This is a genomic window from Flavobacterium sp. CFBP9031, from assembly GCF_034044945.1.
Lineage (GTDB): Bacteria > Bacteroidota > Bacteroidia > Flavobacteriales > Flavobacteriaceae > Flavobacterium.
On record NZ_JAXCWF010000009.1, the window covers coordinates 156,974 to 174,189 of the forward strand.

Annotated in this window: 19 protein-coding genes; 3 read left to right on the forward strand and 16 right to left on the reverse strand. The window is 34.1% G+C overall.

All coding sequences use genetic code 11. The annotated features are described in order from the left end of the window. Window positions 1-54: 54 nt before the first annotated feature. The 3 genes from SOM12_RS16065 to SOM12_RS16075 are packed head-to-tail and all read right to left on the reverse strand — an operon-like array spanning window position 55 to window position 2,904. The gene (locus SOM12_RS16065) at window positions 55-1,026 is read right to left on the reverse strand and encodes a lipid A deacylase LpxR family protein (protein ID WP_095928338.1); all 972 of its coding nucleotides are present in this window, start codon (window positions 1,024-1,026) and stop codon (window positions 55-57) included. Next, window positions 1,001-1,792 carry a monofunctional biosynthetic peptidoglycan transglycosylase gene (gene mtgA / locus SOM12_RS16070; protein WP_320494225.1) on the reverse strand — a complete coding sequence of 264 codons (792 nt, stop codon included), beginning with the start codon at window positions 1,790-1,792 and terminating at the stop codon, window positions 1,001-1,003. The genes SOM12_RS16065 and mtgA overlap by 26 nt, the downstream gene beginning before the upstream one ends. Beyond that, a complete protein-coding gene (locus tag SOM12_RS16075) occupies window positions 1,789-2,904 on the reverse strand; it encodes an NAD(P)/FAD-dependent oxidoreductase (protein ID WP_320494227.1) in 1,116 nt (371 codons plus the stop codon). Before SOM12_RS16075 ends, mtgA begins: the two co-directional genes overlap by 4 nt. 314 nt (window positions 2,905-3,218) lie before the next feature. Between SOM12_RS16075 and SOM12_RS16080 the strand changes: the two genes are divergently transcribed. Both SOM12_RS16080 and SOM12_RS16085 read left to right on the forward strand, forming a co-directional pair. Next, a complete protein-coding gene (locus SOM12_RS16080; protein WP_320494228.1) occupies window positions 3,219-5,120 on the forward strand; it encodes a S9 family peptidase in 1,902 nt (633 codons plus the stop codon). A 176-nt stretch (window positions 5,121-5,296) separates the two neighbouring features. After that, a complete protein-coding gene (locus SOM12_RS16085; RefSeq protein ID WP_320494230.1) occupies window positions 5,297-7,735 on the forward strand; it encodes a hybrid sensor histidine kinase/response regulator in 2,439 nt (812 codons plus the stop codon). Between the two features lie 42 nt (window positions 7,736-7,777). Here the strand turns inward: SOM12_RS16085 and SOM12_RS16090 are convergent, their stop codons facing one another. From SOM12_RS16090 to pdxA, 12 genes are all read right to left on the reverse strand, one after another. Beyond that, window positions 7,778-9,133, reverse strand: coding sequence for a sigma-54 dependent transcriptional regulator (locus tag SOM12_RS16090; protein ID WP_320494232.1), 1,356 nt, complete (start codon window positions 9,131-9,133; stop codon window positions 7,778-7,780). 136 nt (window positions 9,134-9,269) lie between these two features. Further along, window positions 9,270-9,566, reverse strand: a complete 297-nt coding sequence (locus SOM12_RS16095) for a hypothetical protein (protein ID WP_095928344.1) — start codon at window positions 9,564-9,566, stop codon at window positions 9,270-9,272. A 14-nt stretch (window positions 9,567-9,580) separates the two neighbouring features. Further along, window positions 9,581-9,874, reverse strand: a complete 294-nt coding sequence (locus tag SOM12_RS16100) for a PepSY-like domain-containing protein (RefSeq protein WP_320494234.1) — start codon at window positions 9,872-9,874, stop codon at window positions 9,581-9,583. A gap of 17 nt (window positions 9,875-9,891) precedes the next feature. Next, window positions 9,892-10,182, reverse strand: a complete 291-nt coding sequence (locus tag SOM12_RS16105) for a hypothetical protein (RefSeq protein ID WP_248728510.1) — start codon at window positions 10,180-10,182, stop codon at window positions 9,892-9,894. A 28-nt stretch (window positions 10,183-10,210) separates the two neighbouring features. Then, complete coding sequence (locus tag SOM12_RS16110) at window positions 10,211-10,507, reverse strand: hypothetical protein (protein ID WP_248728511.1); 297 nt, start codon at window positions 10,505-10,507, stop codon at window positions 10,211-10,213. A gap of 75 nt (window positions 10,508-10,582) precedes the next feature. Next, the gene (locus SOM12_RS16115; RefSeq protein ID WP_095928348.1) at window positions 10,583-10,879 is read right to left on the reverse strand and encodes a hypothetical protein; all 297 of its coding nucleotides are present in this window, start codon (window positions 10,877-10,879) and stop codon (window positions 10,583-10,585) included. 350 nt (window positions 10,880-11,229) lie between these two features. Continuing rightward, window positions 11,230-12,576, reverse strand: a complete 1,347-nt coding sequence (gene accC, locus SOM12_RS16120; RefSeq protein WP_095928349.1) for an acetyl-CoA carboxylase biotin carboxylase subunit — start codon at window positions 12,574-12,576, stop codon at window positions 11,230-11,232. A gap of 110 nt (window positions 12,577-12,686) precedes the next feature. Next, window positions 12,687-13,172 carry an acetyl-CoA carboxylase biotin carboxyl carrier protein gene (accB, locus tag SOM12_RS16125; protein WP_095928350.1) on the reverse strand — a complete coding sequence of 162 codons (486 nt, stop codon included), beginning with the start codon at window positions 13,170-13,172 and terminating at the stop codon, window positions 12,687-12,689. A gap of 23 nt (window positions 13,173-13,195) precedes the next feature. Beyond that, complete coding sequence (locus SOM12_RS16130; protein ID WP_095928351.1) at window positions 13,196-14,194, reverse strand: beta-ketoacyl-ACP synthase III; 999 nt, start codon at window positions 14,192-14,194, stop codon at window positions 13,196-13,198. A 174-nt stretch (window positions 14,195-14,368) separates the two neighbouring features. Further along, entirely contained in the window at window positions 14,369-14,563 is a 195-nt protein-coding gene (gene rpmF, locus SOM12_RS16135) for a 50S ribosomal protein L32 (protein WP_008465217.1), read from the reverse strand. Between the two features lie 9 nt (window positions 14,564-14,572). Beyond that, window positions 14,573-15,115, reverse strand: coding sequence for a YceD family protein (locus SOM12_RS16140; protein WP_320494251.1), 543 nt, complete (start codon window positions 15,113-15,115; stop codon window positions 14,573-14,575). 105 nt (window positions 15,116-15,220) lie between these two features. Next, entirely contained in the window at window positions 15,221-16,270 is a 1,050-nt protein-coding gene (gene pdxA, locus SOM12_RS16145) for a 4-hydroxythreonine-4-phosphate dehydrogenase PdxA (protein WP_320494252.1), read from the reverse strand. A 57-nt stretch (window positions 16,271-16,327) separates the two neighbouring features. Between pdxA and SOM12_RS16150 the strand changes: the two genes are divergently transcribed. After that, window positions 16,328-16,918: a riboflavin synthase gene (locus SOM12_RS16150; RefSeq protein ID WP_095928354.1), complete on the forward strand. Its 591-nt coding sequence runs from the start codon at window positions 16,328-16,330 to the stop codon at window positions 16,916-16,918. Between the two features lie 30 nt (window positions 16,919-16,948). Here SOM12_RS16150 and SOM12_RS16155 read toward each other — a convergent pair whose 3' ends face one another. Then, window positions 16,949-17,173, reverse strand: a complete 225-nt coding sequence (locus SOM12_RS16155; protein WP_320494253.1) for a hypothetical protein — start codon at window positions 17,171-17,173, stop codon at window positions 16,949-16,951. Window positions 17,174-17,216: the final 43 nt, after the last annotated feature.

Below are 17,216 nucleotides of genomic sequence, written 5' to 3' on the forward strand. Positions count from 1 at the left end.
CACTATTTCATAGCACTACCCCACATAACTATCTCATAGCGCTATGAGATATCGTTATCTCAATAAAAACCCCATCCTTATCGAACCATAAAAATATCCCGAATTAGTATCAATTCCAGGATCATTCAATTCTCTTCCTCGATAAAGAAAACAATACGAAATATTGAAATTGTTGTGTCGGTATTTTAAACCCGCTTCGGCATTAAAACGAAGTGGCTCCAACTCAAAAGTAATCGGACTTGTGTCATTAAACATGCTTCCTTCGATTGTAGCATCATAAAACTGATAGTTGACACTTGGCGCTGCGTAGAAATAAAATTCTCTAATGTTTGGTTGAGTTTGTGTACTTATCGAAGCATCGTGCATATTAGAGTCATAAATTGGCAATAATTTTTTAAATCCGAATCTTGCCATAAATCCTGTTGAAACTCCTGAGAATATAGTTCCCAGATTGCCTTCTGACTGCCAATGGAGATCTATAAAATCATTATGTTTTGAAGGAAACATTTTTTTAGAATAAATAGCGTGAGCCTGAACCCCTAAAGCATTATGAATCTGATTTTCCCAGCCATATACTTTTTTGTAGCCAATTATTTTATGAAAACCTTCCTGTAATTCCTCACCCAAAGCATTCGGGCCAAGAAAACCAATTTGAAAATCGGTCTTTAAAACCGATTCGCTCTGATAAAAAAAGCTTTTTCCTACTTCAGCAAAAAGATAACCTGCAAAAGGACGATCGTTTACCGTAACGGCTTCTTTGTTTAAAAATCTTGGATTGTAAAGATATTGCCCAATTCTAAATTCGGTAATTTCTTTATTGATTTTTGGATTGTCATTTTTTGATAAAAAACGATAAAAAAGCTCTAGACCATTGGTATAATACATATCATATTTAGACGATGTATATAAATCGTTATCAGATATAAAGCCTATTTCTGCAGTTTTTCCTTGTCCAAAAGTGAGCGTTACGGTCAATATTAGAAAAGCAACAAGCGATTTTTTACTTCTTCTTTTCTTCTTTTCCATTATAATTGATTTTTCCGACGTAACGCATCTCACGTACAATTCGTTCTTTTCTTCTATTGATATAACTTGAAGATCCTGTAGCTTTAAATTTTCTTGGATTTGGAAGAATCGCTGCAATTCCTGCTGCCTGCATTGGCGTTAAACTCGAAGCATCTCTGCGGTACCAATGTTCTGTTGCTGCGTAAGCACCATAAACTCCATCTCCCATTTCGATACTGTTCAAATAAACTTCCATGATGCGTTCTTTGCCCCAAATAATTTCAATTAAAATTGTAAAATACGCTTCTAAACCTTTACGGAAATAACTTTTTCCTTGCCATAAAAAGACATTTTTGGCCGTTTGCTGCGAAATGGTGCTTCCGCCCCGAATTCGGCGTCCGCGTTCGTTGCTTTTATACGCTTTTTGCAATGCTTTAAAATCGAAACCATTGTGAGTTAAAAAAGTTCCGTCTTCACTGGCAATAACTGCTTTTTGCAAATTCATTGAGATTTTTTCAATCGGTTCCCAGTCGTGGTCAAAGTAAACTTCTTTTCCTCCCATTTTATTTTCGATTGCACGAATCAGCATTAATGGCGTAAACGGCACAGGAACATATTTAAAAAACACAACCGACCCTATTGAAATTCCAAAAAACCATAAAGCGGCTTTGATAAAAAACCATTTTACTTTTTCTCCAAAAGAACGATTCGATTTTTTTGAAGAAGCTGTCTTTGGTTTTGGTTTGTTTGTAGTTGTTTTTGGTGCCGGTTTTTTGGTTACTTTCATTCTATTAAATCTGCTAATTCTGTTCCTATTAAACTTCCTATCGCCACTCCCATTCCGCCTAAACGCACTCCACAGAATACATTCTCAGAAAGTTGGGATACGACAGGATTCTTACTATTTCCGATTCCCATGATACCGCTCCATCGGTGCGCAATCTGAAAATCCTGATTTGGTAAAATTACATTTTTCAGTAAATCTTCCAATCTATTTTGAATAATTTTCGTCTGTCCACATTCAGTAGTTGTTTCTCCTTCAAAATCAAGATTTCTTCCTCCGCCTAATAGAATACGGTCATTAATATTTCTGAAATAATAATAACCTCGGTCTAAATGAAACGTTCCTTTGATGTCTAAATTGCGAATGGGCTCTGTAATAAGCACTTGCGCTCTCGCCGGTTTTACAGCACCTTTTGTTAGTTCGCCAGCAAAGCCGTTGGTCGCAAAAAGCAGTTTTTGGGTTTTAAAACTAAAATCGTTTACTACAACTTCAACCTGATTTCCTGCATCGATATACGATTTTACCGTTTGCTGATTTAAAATTAAAATATCTGCTGCAATAGCTTGCTTCAGCAATTCTTGCATCATATTTCCAGTATCGATCTGTCCTTCAAATGGATTAAAAATTAAATACTCGTTACTATTTCCAAATCCAAAACGGTCTACTTCTTTCGAAAAAACATCAGCTTTAAAAAGTGGCTTTAGAATTTCATTGATAAACGGAATTTTCGAAATACATTCATTAAACCCAAATTCATCTTCTTTCAAAAATAATTCATATCCTCCGTGAGGTTTAAAATCGATTGCCATGTCTCCTAATCTTTTTCGGAGCAATTGCAAACCTTTCCATCGTTTTTCTATAAGTGCCACGACATCTTCTTCTGAATTTGTTTTTAAGTCATCCATAATTTCAGACAGACTTCCGAAACAGGCAAAACCAGCATTTTTGGTACTTGCTCCTTGAGGCAGCATTCCGCGTTCAAGAACCAGAATTTTTGCAACAGGAAATCTTTCGCGCAAGCGTAACGCGGAATGTAAACCCACGATTCCGCTACCTACAATAGTATAATCTATATTCGTAAACCAATTTTTGAGTTCCCAATAGCTTAGTTCCATAAATTTTTTATTTTAAAAAATAAATTTCAAATTTTAAACTCCAAATTCCAATCTTGGGTTAAATTACAATTTTTTAAAATCCAAAACTAAATGAAATTCCAAATTCCAAAAACTTCATTAATTACAATTTTACTCGAACTGTAAGGCTGAGCGAAGTCGAAGCCACATCTCGATAAGCCCTTCGACTTCGCTCAGAATTACAAAATAGGAATTTCTTCACATTGGAATTTTAACATTTTTTGGGATTTGGATTTTAACAACTTGGCCTTTAAATGTTGTATTTTTAGCACCACAAAAAAAAGAATAATTTGATTATGAAAAAAGTAGTAGTAACAACCTTAATAATGATGAGTTTAAATGCTATCGGACAGAATGTAATGTCTCCGGAATTGTTATGGAAATTAGGACGAGTAACTCCACTCGGACTTTCGAAAGATGAAAAAAATATTGTTTACAAGGTTTCGACACCTTCTGTAGCCGATAACAAATCGACTTCTAAACTTTATATTATTCCAGTAAACGGAGGTAATGCGACTGAAATTAAAGACACTAAAGACGTTTTAAAAGACAAAAATATTTCTCCTGACGGAAAATTTGTTGTTTATAATGATGAAGTAAAAATCGACAAAGTTCTAGGTAAAGATTTCTACCCAAGTCTTGACAAATCTGATGCTCAAATCTATGATGGATTGGATTACCGTCATTGGGACACTTGGAACGAAGGAAAGTTTAATCACGTTTTTTATAAAGAAAACAAAGGCGGAGCAAAAGGAACCGACATCATGAAAGGTGAAACTTTTGATTCTCCGCAAAAGCCTTTTGGTGGTGACGAAGATTACATCTGGTCTCCAGACAGCAAAAGCATTTTTTATGTGAGCAAGAAAAAAGCAGGAACTGCTTACGCGATTTCTACCAACACAGATATTTATGAGTACAATTTAGAAACTCAAAAAACAACTAATAAAACCGACGGTAATTTAGGTTATGATACAGCGCCACAATTTTCACCAACAGGAAATTTGTCTTGGCTACAAATGAAACGCGACGGTTATGAGTCTGATAAAAACGATATTATTGTCGAGTTTAAGGGAATCAAAACTAATTTAACTGCAAACTGGGACGGAACTGTAGATAATTTTATCTGGAGTAAAGATGGAAAAACGGTATTTTTTGTGGCTCCGGTTGATGGAACTAAACAACTTTTCTCGGTTAATTTTCCTGGTTTAACTAAAATCGCGATCAATGTTCGTCAATTGACTAATGGAGATTTTGACGTAAATGATTTAGTTGGTTTTGCTGGCGATGAGATCATTGTTACAAGAACGGATATGAATCACGCAGGCGAGATTTATTCTTTCAACTTAAAGAAAAATACTTGGAAACAAATCTCAAATGTAAATACAGATACTTATAAAACTTTAGCATTAAGCAAAACAGAAAAACGTTACGTTACCACAACCGACGGTAAAAAGATGTTGGTTTGGGTGATTCTTCCTCCAAATTTTGATGCTTCAAAAAAATATCCAACTTTATTATTCTGCCAAGGAGGACCGCAAAGCCCGTTAACACAATCATATTCTTTCCGTTGGAATTTCTCTCTAATGGCTGCTAAAGGTTATGTAGTTGTTGCTCCAAACCGTCGTGGAATGCCAGGACACGGTGTTGAGTGGAACGAACAAATTAGTAAAGATTGGGGCGGACAAGTTATGGACGATTACCTTTCTGCAATCGATGATGTGGCAAAAGAAAGCTATGTTGACAAAAGCCGTTTAGGTTGCGTTGGAGCTAGTTATGGAGGATATTCTGTATTTTATTTAGCTGGAATTCACAAAAACCGTTTCAAAACATTTATTGCTCATGACGGAGTTTTCAACATCGTTTCTATGTTAGGAACTACTGAGGAAGTTTTCTTTAACAATTGGGATTTTGGTGGGCCATATTGGGAAAAAGATAATGCTGTAGCACAAAAGGCTTATACAACTTTTAATCCTGCAACTCTGGTTCAGAATTGGAACAAACCAATTTTGATTTTCCAAGGAGGAAAAGATTTCCGTGTGCCAATCGGGCAAGGACAGGAAGCTTTCCAAGCAGCTCAATTAAGAGGAATCAAAAGTAGATTTGTTTATTTCCCAGATGAAAATCACTGGGTTTTAAAACCTCAGAATGCTCAGGTTTGGCAAGGCGAATTCTTCAAATGGTTAGATGAAACTTTGTAATTCATAAAAAGAATATTTTGACAGCCGTAGATTTACACAATCTACGGCTGTTTTTCTTTGTAAACCTTACAATTATGTAACATATTGGGTAGATTTACGCTTCGTAAAACAGATTTTTTTAGATAAATTGCAATGTTTTAATAATACCCCATTCCCTCAAATCTTTCAAGCAAAATATGGAAACAAAAAGAAGCTACACCGCAATTAAAGTTTTATTCAGCTATGTTGCATTATTAGCTTTGGTTGTTACAGTTGGATGGTTTCTTTATTCTGAAAATGTAGTTTATAACAAACTGGAAGACAAGATTGCTTTAGAAAAAAACAAAATCATCAGAGTCAGCAGATTGTATTCTAATGTTTATAAAACCGAAAGTTTAGCAAGGCAAACAATTCAGAACAACTCCGAAAAAGATTTTAAAAATTATCTTATCGAAACCGATTCTCTTCGCAAACGTATCGATACTTTAAAACAAGTTGTTACTACCGAATATCAGAAAACACTTCTAGATAGCGTAACATATTTTTTGTCTGAAAAGACAGAAAACATTAAACAGTTAAGAGAAATCAAGAATAAAGCAGACGATGAAACTTCTGTAAATAATGCTATTGATGAAATCACGAAAATGGAGTTTAATTTGAGAAAACTCGAACTTCAGGATTTCACTAAAAACCCAAATCAGTTGGGGAGTTATCAGCGAAGTGTTTTACAGCAATATGTTGATTATTTAAATTCGAATATTCCAGACGACAGCACCAATACACTTAGCAAAAAAGCTTCCGATTCTATTTTGGCCAATTCTAAAAAGCTTTTGAGTTCTGTAAAAATAAAAGCCGAAAAGAAAAAAGAATCTTTAAATTTTGAAGAAAATAAACTGCTTCAGAATGAAATTGCAATTTCAGATCAGCTTAGAAAAATACTTCGAATTATTGAGCGAGAAATCATTATCAATTCGATCAAAAACAATTCATTAAAAGAAAAATCATTAAAAAGAGTCAACGAAATTGTAACGGCTTCGGCAGTTATCGGTTTATTGCTGACGGTTTTTTTCTCGATTCTAATTGTAAGCGATTATTCAAAATCTCAATTGTATAAAAAACAGCTCGAAATCGCGAATTTCAAAACCAAAAATCTGCTAAAAAGCCGTGAACAATTAATCTCGACAGTGAGTCACGATTTAAAAACGCCTTTGAGCACCATTGTTGGTTATTCTGAACTTTTAGGAAATTCAGACATCAATACGAAGCAATCCTATTTTATTAAAAACATTAAAAACTCGTCTGAATATATTACACAATTGGTTCAGGATTTACTCGATTTTTCGCAGATCGAAGCAGGGAAAATTTCTATAGAAAAAGTTCCATTTTCGTTGCCAGAAATCATTGAAGATGTTGCCAGAAATATTCAAACGGTTTACAAGCAAAAAGACATTGATCTTATTATAAATGTAGACGAACAATTTCAGAAACGTATTGTTGGCGATCCATTTCGTTTAAAACAAATCTTGACTAACATTATCGGAAATGCTTATAAATTTACTGAGGAAGGCCATATTCGAATTGCAGCTTACATAAATGACGATCAGTTTTTTACCATTTCAATTCAAGATACTGGAATTGGAATTGAAAAAGCAAATCAGAAATTGGTTTTTGAAGAATTTGCCCAAGCGAATGAAAACATTGAAAAGAAATATGGCGGAACTGGTTTAGGGTTATCAATTTGTCAGAAGATCATTTCTATTCTGGGCGGTAATTTAACTTTAGATAGTATTTTTGGAAAAGGAAGCACATTCATTATTAAACTGCCTTTATTATTCGATAATAGCCAAAACTTTACTGCAACCGAACTAAAACCTAAGACGGCAAAAAGCAGTAAAACACAAACTTTTATTGTTGTTGATGACGACATTAATCTTTTGAATCTAACAAGCGGGGTTTTAAAACAAGAACAACATAGGGTTTATTCTTTTACTAATCCAGCAAAAGCTTTAGCAACCATTCAAACCACGCCTTTTGATTTTGTTATTACTGATATTCAAATGCCGGAAATCGACGGATTTCTGTTTTTAGAAAAACTTCGTGAACTTCCGGATACCATTTTCAAAAATCAGCCTGTAATCGCATTGACTGGCCGCACCGATTTGGATCTTTCAGTTTATAAAAATGCTGGTTTTACTACCGTTATAAAGAAACCTTACTCGCCAAAAATTTTGCTCGAAACGATTCAGCATATTTTGGATCATGAAGAAATTCCTGTAACTGAATCTACGGAGAATACAAACGAAAATGCCTCTCAAATATATTCTTTAGAAACTTTGAAAGATTTTCTGGGTCAGGATGAATTGGCTTTGAAAGAAGTTCTAAAGTCTTTTATAGAAACATCGATCGAAAATTTAGGCTTTTTGAAAGTTGCGGTTCAAGAGCAAAATCATGAGGAAATAAAATCTATTGCGCATCGTATTGCTCCCATGTTCAAGCAAATTCAGGCAAATGAGATTGGCGAAATTTTAAAAAATTTAGAAAGAGAAGATTTAAATACAATCGATATAAAAGCAACGTACGCAGATTTATCTGAAAAAGTAGAAGTCCTTTTTAAGGAATTGAAACAGGAGATTTAATGGAGTAATAAAAAAAAGCAGTCTAATTCAGACTGCTTTTTTTTATTCAATATTATATTGTTTCAATTTATTGTAAAGTGTTTTTCTGGTAATCTTCAGCAGTTTTGCTGCTTCAGATTTATTATTTTGCGTTTTTGACAAGGCACTAATAATAGTTTCTTTTTCGTTTTCAGACAATGAGAAAACTTCGGCAGTTGCGGCAGGCTGATTTTGGATCTGAAAAAATTCTGCTGGAAGCACATCACTTTCGATAAAATCACCACGAGTTAAAAGAGTGGCACGTTTTACACAGTTTTGCAATTCTCGTAAATTTCCTGGCCAAGAGTAGTTCTGAAAAATAGAAACCACTTCTGGAGAAAACCCAATCACATCTTTATGCAATTGCTGATTGGCTTTTTCTAAGAAATAATCTGCAAAAACCATTAAATCTTCGCCTCGATCTTTTAAAGATGGTGACTGAATTGAAAATTCATTGATTCTATGGTATAAATCTTCTCTAAAATCGCCGTTTTTTACTGCCTCACGTAAATCTTCATTCGTTGCCGTAATAATGCGTATATCGACGTTTATTTCTTTATTGCTTCCTACCGGTTTAATTTTTCTTTCTTGAAGCGCTCTTAACAACTGGATTTGATTTTCGTACGAAAGATTTCCTATTTCATCCAAAAATAAAGTTCCGCCATTGGCAGCTTCAAAATATCCTTTTTTATCATTTATTGCTCCAGTAAAAGATCCTTTTAGATGTCCAAAAAATTCGCTTGCTGCCAGTTCTTTTGGAATCGCTCCGCAATCCACTGCAATAAAATTATTGTCTTTTCTTCTGCTTTGCTGATGAATACTTTTTGCAATGATTTCTTTTCCTGTACCGCTTTCACCAATTATTAAAACTGACATATCTGTCGGGCTTACTAATTGAATGTGATCTAGAAGTTTTTTGGATGCAACAGAAATTCCTTTCACGAATTCATTTTCTCCTGATGAAGACTGTTTTTTTACTGTCTTTTTTTCTTTTACAGGAGCTTGCTCTTCTTCCTCTTTTGGAGCTTGTAGTGCATTAGTAATTACAAGAAGAACTTCGTCTGGATTAAATGGTTTAGAAATATAATCTGCCGCTCCATTTTTTATGGCTTTAACAGCAGTGTTTACATCAGAATATCCTGTCATTAAAATAACTGGAATATGTGGGTGAGAATTTTTAAATTCAGACATAAGTCCGATACCATCAGAATCAGGCAAGCGAAGGTCGGTCAAAATCAAATCGAACGATTCGTTTTTAACTGCTTCACGCGCTTCTGTTGCTGAGAAAGTAGTGGTTACCTCATACGCTTTTTTGATTAGAAATTTCTCTAATAATTTACAGAACGCAATATCATCTTCTATCAGTAATATCTTCGGCATTTGTTTGTAGGGTCTTTTTGCTAAAATAATATTATTAAACTTGTTATTTCATAAAATTATGCAAAATATGTAAAAAAAAAGAGATTGCACAATGCAATCTCTTTTTCACCAAAAACATAAATCTAAATTCACCTAATTATATCTTCAACCAGTTACCATTGACATCTGAGTAAACAGTAGCCTTTTGGTCTCCAACTGATATTTCTAGTTTGTACTCTTTTTTGTCATTGACAAATGCTTTATCCAGTTTTGCACCTGGATAAGCTGTCTGCAAAGCTGTTTTCACAGGTGCAGGCACAGCATCTACTGTAACTTCTGTATATTCTGACTGAATAGCTACAGTTGCTTTAGTGCTTAGAGAAACAGGCAATACATTTGCATGCATTGACAGAGTTCCTAGAACCACTATTGCTGATAAGATTAGTTTTTTCATGATGCTGATTTTAATTATTTCTTAATGATATTTCCAGAAGCATCTGTAAAAATAGTATACTTCTTTTCTCCACTTGAAATCTCAAGTTTGTATTCATTTTTCTCGTTTTTATAAGCTTTTTCTAGCTTAGTATTCGGGAAAGATTTTTCAAGTGTAGACTTTACAGCGGCCGGAACGGCATCTATAGCTACTTCAGTAAATTCACTTTGAACGAATACTGATTGAGAAATCGAAACTGCTGGAAGAACCGCAGCATTTACTGTAAAACTTCCTAATACAATCGCTGCTGATAAGATTAACTTTTTCATAATATTTAGTGGTTTAATTATTTTTTAAGAATGTTACCAGAAGCGTCTGTATAAACGATCGATTTTTCACCTCGAACGGTTATCTCAATTTTGTACTCCTTTTTATCATTTACCCATGCTTTCTCAAGCACTACACCAGGATAAGCTTCATCTAAGCCTTTTTTTACGGCTGCGGGAACTCCATCTACTTCTTTGTATCCATCCTGATCATTTACTGTCTGCACCATTAAATTGGTTGCAACAGGGGTTTCTGCGTTCATCGACAAACTGCCTAAAACAATTGCTGCCGATAAGATTAACTTTTTCATAGTAATAGTTTTTAAGGGTTAGACTTAATTATTTTTTAATCCAAGTTCCATCTGCGTTAGCAAAAAGATTTCCTGATTTATCTCCAACAGTTACTTCAAGCTTGTATTCAGATTTTGTATTTTTAAATGCTTTAGAAAGCACAGCATCTGGATACGCTTTTTTAAGAGCATCTGTAATTGCTGCTGGAACTTCTTCCAATTTAATTTCTGTATAATCATCTTGGATAGAGATTGTTTTTACGATTGTATTTGAAATTGGCGAAGTTGAAGCAAATGATGTTAAACCTCCCAAAACGATTGCGGCTGATAAAAATAAATTTTTCATGATAGTTGTTTTTTAATATAGTTAATTTGATCTTAGTATTCTTGATCCGGATTTTCACAAGACTTCATTTTCAGATTATTGTGTAATCCAAGTTCCGTCTGCATTAGCAAATAAGTTTCCTACTTTGTCGCCAACAGTTACATCAAGTTTATACTGTGCTTTTTCGTTTTTATATGCTTTAGTAATTACTGCTTCTGGATATGCTTTTTTCAAAGACTCTTTAATCGCAGCTGGTAATTCTTCTAATTTGATTTCTGTATAATCGTCTGCGATAGATACTACTTTTACATTTGTATGAGTAATTGGAGTAGTTGAAGCAAATGAAGTTAAACTTCCTAAAACAATTGCGGCTGATAAAAATAAATTTTTCATAACGTATATATTTAAATTAATAGTTGTTTACGCTTTAAGTAATGAAATTATTATGCCGTAAAAGAAAAGAGCCATGCCAAAGATCGTAAAAACCTGTATTAAAAGACTTTACATCAAATATAACAAAAAAAGACAAAACGCGAAAGGTGTGTAAATGAGAAAAAAGGTGTGTAATAAGTAAACACTTTTAGTGTAACCTTTCGAAAGAAATTCCAAATTTTAAAATCACAAATTCCAAGATTGAGGAGTAGAAGTTCTAAAATTGGGAATTTATTCTGAAGCTTTAGGATTGGAATTTTATAAAAACTTTACAAAATAAAAAAGGCTTCCAAATTTGGAAGCCTTTATAATTATTCTGGACTATTCATTTTAAATGTATCCATAAATGCAGTTGTATAATCACCTGCAATATATTTTGGATCATCCATTAATTGTCTGTGGAAAGGTATTGTAGTTTTCACACCCTCGATTACGAATTCATCCAAAGCTCTACGCATTTTGCTGATAGCTTCTTCACGAGACTGCGCAGTTGTAATTAACTTAGCAATCATAGAATCGTAGTTTGGCGGAATGCTATATCCTGAATACACGTGAGTATCTAAACGAACTCCGTGTCCTCCTGGCATATGAAGTGTAGTAATTTTTCCTGGTGAAGGACGAAAATCGTTGTAAGGATCTTCAGCATTAATACGAACTTCGATAGCATGTAATTGTGGAAGGTAGTTTTTACCAGAAATTGGAATTCCAGCAGCAACCATAATTTGCTCACGGATCAAATCATAATCAATAACTTGTTCTGTGATTGGGTGCTCAACCTGAATACGAGTATTCATTTCCATGAAATAGAAGTTTCTGTGTTTGTCCACTAAAAACTCTACAGTTCCAGCTCCTTCATATTTAATGAATTCAGCAGCCTTTACAGCAGCTTCTCCCATTCTAGCACGAAGGTCGTCTGTCATGAAAGGCGAAGGTGTTTCTTCAGTTAGTTTTTGGTGACGACGTTGTACTGAACAGTCTCTTTCAGAAAGGTGACATGCTTTTCCATAAGAATCTCCAACAACTTGAATTTCGATATGACGTGGCTCTTCAATAAGTTTCTCCATGTACATTCCGTCATTTCCAAATGCCGCAGCAGCTTCTTGACGCGCACTTTCCCAAGCTTTTAAAAGCTCTTCTTCTTTCCAGATTGCACGCATTCCTTTTCCACCACCACCAGCAGTAGCTTTCATCATAACTGGGTAACCAATTTCTTTAGCTACTTTTTGTGCATGTTCGTAAGACTCTAACAATCCGTCTGAACCTGGTACACAAGGTACTCCTGCTGCTTTCATTGTAGCTTTAGCAGAAGCTTTATCTCCCATTCGGTCGATCATTTCTGGAGCAGCACCAATAAATTTAATTCCGTGCTCTTGACAGATTTTTGAGAATTTAGCATTCTCAGAAAGAAATCCATAACCTGGATGTATTGCGTCTGCATTTGTAATTTCTGCAGCAGCAATGATATTTGACATTTTCAAATACGATAAGTTACTCGGAGGAGGGCCAATACAAACCGCTTCATCAGCAAATTTAACATGTAAACTTTCTGCATCGGCTGTAGAGTAAACTGCAACAGTTTTGATTCCCATTTCCTTACATGTACGAATTACACGTAGTGCAATTTCTCCTCTATTCGCAATTAATATTTTTTTAAACATCTTATTTTAATTAGATAATTAGACAATTTGATAATTAGATAATTTTAGATGCCTGATGTATTAATTCTGCCAGATCAATCTAAAATCTAAAATCTAAAATCTAAATTTATTTATGATGGATCTACTAAGAATAAAGGTTGATCAAATTCTACTGGAGACATATCGTCAACAAGAATTTTTACAATTTTACCAGAAACTTCAGATTCGATTTCGTTGAATAATTTCATTGCTTCAATTACACAAAGAACATCACCTTTAGAAACAGTGCTTCCAACTTCTGTGAAAACTGGTTTATCTGGAGATGGTTTTCTATAGAATGTACCAATGATTGGAGATTTTATAGTAATATATTTAGAATCGTTAGCAGCTGGTGCTTCTGGAGTTACACTTACAACTGTTGGAGCCGTAACTTGTGGAACTGCCGCTTGAGGTAAAGCTGCCTGAGCAGGTAATTGCTGTACGTAAGTTGCTTCAGTTACATTTGTTTCTAAAGTTGTTCTGATCGTGATTTTTACATCATCCATTTCTAACTTCACTTCTGCAACGCCCGAATTTGCAACAAATTTGATTAGGTTTTGAATTTCTTTTAAATCCATAATGATTCGTTTTTAGTTTTAATTTATTTTTTATCGTAAGCCCATTTTAAATAGATAGATCCCCAAGTGAATCCACCACCAAAAGCGGCAAAGATAATGTTATCTCCCTTTTTAAGCTTATTTTCAAAATCAGCCAATACTAATGGTAAAGTTCCAGAAGTAGTATTTCCGTATTTCTCGATATTTACTAGAACTTTAGAATCTTCCAATTCTAATCTCCCAGCAGTAGCATCAATAATACGTTTATTAGCTTGGTGTGGCACTAACCAGTCAACATCTTGATTTGTCAAATTATTTCTTTGTAAAATCAATTCACTGGCATCTGCCATATTAGTTACAGCATATTTGAAAACAGTTTTACCGTCTTGCATAATATTGTGCTGTCTGTTTTTTACAGTATCTTCAGAAGGCGGAATCAAAGAACCTCCTGCTGGTATTTTAAGGAAGTCACGCCCTACACCATCACTTCTTAAATATTCATCCTGTAAACCTAAACCTTCATAATTTGGTTCGAAAAGAACTGCTCCAGCTCCATCTCCAAAAATAATACAAGTTGCTCTATCAGTATAATCTACAATAGATGACATTTTATCGGCACCAATTAAAAGTACTTTTTTGTAACGTCCAGACTGAACATATGCTGCAGCTGTAGACATTCCGTATAAGAAACTTGAACATGCCGCTTGCAAATCGTATGCAAATGCATTTGTTGCTCCAATTTCTGTTGCAACAAATACTCCTGTAGAAGCGACCATCATATCTGGTGTCGCAGTTGCCATTATAATCATATCAATCTCAAGCGGATCAATATTTGCTTTTGCAATTAAATCCTTTGCTGCTTGTATAGCAAGGTAAGATGTACCTTTATCAGCATCTTTAAGAATTCTTCTTTCTTTAATTCCTGTTCGAGCGGTAATCCACTCATCATTGGTATCAACCATTGTTTCTAATACTTGGTTCGAAAGAACGAAGTCAGGAACATAAGCTCCAACAGCGGTAATGGCGGCTGTGATTGTATTCATTATATTCTATTATTTATTTTCAAATTATGATTAATTTGAAAAATTTTTAAAAGACCCGAAAATTACAAAAAAAAACGTAACGAATTTGTCTATATTTTCCTAAAAAACGAAAATTATAATCAACAAAAAAAACTCTCACTATGTGAGAGTTCTAGTATAATTTACAAAAACGTATTAAGCAACCGCTTCAGATTTATCGATAACAACTTGCCCTCTGTAGTACATTTTACCTTCATGCCAGTAAGCTCTGTGGTACAAATGCGCCTCACCTGTAATAGGACATGTAGCGATTTGAGCTACAGTAGCTTTGTAATGTGTTCTTCTCTTATCTCTTCTTGTTTTCGAGGTTTTTCTCTTAGGATGTGCCATTTTACTATATTATTTATCCGTTAATAGTTTCTTTAATTTTTCCCAACGCGGGTCAATATCTTCTTCTTTGTTACTCTCTTCCTTTTGTTCTTTTACACTCAACTCATTCAGTTTCATCAAAGCCTCTGTTTGTAGACTTCCGTCTTTAACACCTGGATGAATTCTTTTGTGAGGTACAGAAAGCGCGATCATTTCATAAATATATTGCGCTACATCTACCTCATGTTCACCATGTGGCAAAATCAACAATTCTTCATTATCATCATTAAATTCGTCTCCAAAGCGAACAATTAACTTCATTTTTCCTTTTATAGGTAAATCAAAATCTTCGCCTGTTAGATCACAAGGCACATTTACTGCTCCTTTGTGTTTGAATTCTAACTCTAACATGGTACTTTTCTTTTCGAAAAGTAAATTAACTTTAATATCCGAACTTTGAAACTCATCGTATTCAAAATTCTTAAAGAACTCGTTATTTATTTGATACTCAAAATGGTGTTTTCCTAGTTTTAATCCTACGAAAGGAATTAAAAATTCTTTTGTTTTGCTCATTTCAACATCAATTTGATCCATTCAGTTCTAAAACTAGATATCTGAATTGGGGTGCAAAGATATAAAATTATTACAAATCTAATAATCTTATTGACCTTTTTTTGTTTATAACTGTTTTTCTTTTATTTTAAGAGGTTTTTGGCTAATCTCCTCATACTGATTACGCGAGCGAAAAATATCAATCGCAAGATAGACTGCTTCTTTAAAAGAATTGTAATCTGCCATATCTTTTCCAGCAATATCATAAGCTGTACCATGGTCCGGAGAGGTTCTAACCTTATTTAAACCTGCTGTATAATTCACGCCTTTTCCAAAAGACAATGTCTTAAACGGAATTAATCCTTGATCGTGATACATTGCTACGATAGCATCATATTTTTCATATTGACTGCTTCCAAAAAAACCATCTGCAGGAAATGGACCAAAAACCATTGTTCCCGAATCGAAGATTTTCTTTAAAGTTGGCTTCAAAATCAAATCATCTTCTTTTCCAATCACACCGCCATCACCAGCATGTGGATTTAGTCCTAAAACTGCAATTTTTGGTTTCACTATACTAAAATCCTGAATCAAAGATTTTCTAATAGTTTCTATTTTTTTAATTATCAATTCTTCTGTCAAATGAGAAGCGACTTCGTTTAAGGGCACATGATCTGTAATTAAGCCTACTCGTAAATTATCTTGAACCATCATCATTAGCGCATCGCCTTCTAATTCCTGATTCAAATAATCGGTATGCCCAGGAAATTTAAAATCCTCAGACTGTATATTATATTTATTAATTGGAGCTGTTACCAGAACATCTATTTCACCATCTTTCAAAGCTTTTGTTGCTGCCGCAAAAGATTTAATTGCATATTCTCCTATTTTAGGATCATTTACTCCAAAGTTAATATCAACTCCTTCTCTCCAAAGATTCAGAACATTTACTTTACCCGGAATGATTTGATCTAATTTATCAACTCCATGAAATTGAATCGTCGACGTAAAGTTTTTTCTAACGAATGAAAGAATTTTAGCATTTGCAAAAATAACCGGCGTACACAATTCCAACATACGAGAATCTTCGAATGTTTTCAGTATAACTTCGCTTCCAATACCGTTTAAATCTCCAACTGAAATTCCAACAATTATATTTTCTGCTTTTTTATTCATGAGCTCAGTTTATTTATTACTAATTTTGATGTGCAAATTTAGTAAAATAAAACCACAATGTTCACAGGAATTATAGAAACACTCGGAAGGATTCACGAAATTCAAAAAGATCAAAACAATCTTCATATAACAGTTGACTCATCAATAACCCACGAATTAAAAATAGACCAAAGCGTTTCGCACAACGGAATATGTCTTACAGTAGTAGCTATTAAAGATTCTCTTTACACCGTAACGGCAATCGACGAAACTATTCTAAAAACCAATATTGGCGATTGGAGAACTGGCGACATTGTAAATCTGGAAAGAGGAATGAAACTTGGCGACCGCTTAGACGGACATATTGTACAAGGCCACGTAGATCAAACTGGAACCTGTGTTAGAATTGAAGAAGCAAACGGAAGTTGGAATTATACTTTTGAATACGATAAAAACCTAAACAATATCACAATCGAAAAAGGTTCGATTACAGTAAATGGAGTCAGCCTGACGGTTGTAAATTCTAAAACGAATGAATTTAGCGTTTCAATTATTCCTTATACTTATGAACACACTAATTTTAAAGATTTCAAAGTCGGAACAAAAATCAACCTTGAATTTGATGTAGTTGGAAAATACATCTCTAGACTTTACTCAATAAACAAGTAACGTTTAGATTTTCCATAAAAAAAGCTTCAATTAAATTGAAGCTTTTTTTATTTGATTTCTATATATTACAGTAGCACCTAAAGCTAAACCACCTATTAGCAAAAAAATAACATGTTGATCTATTGGAAAATCTGCCCCATCATTACAACTAGGCGAACCTGGATCCTCACAAGCAGAAGCAGACATAGTCTTCGCACTTTTGGCTGTACTTCCAGAAGTTTCTGGAACTGGCGGATGCGCAGACCCTGCAGACATTAACAAAACATTTAAAAATAAGGCAATTACTAAAAATGGGGCT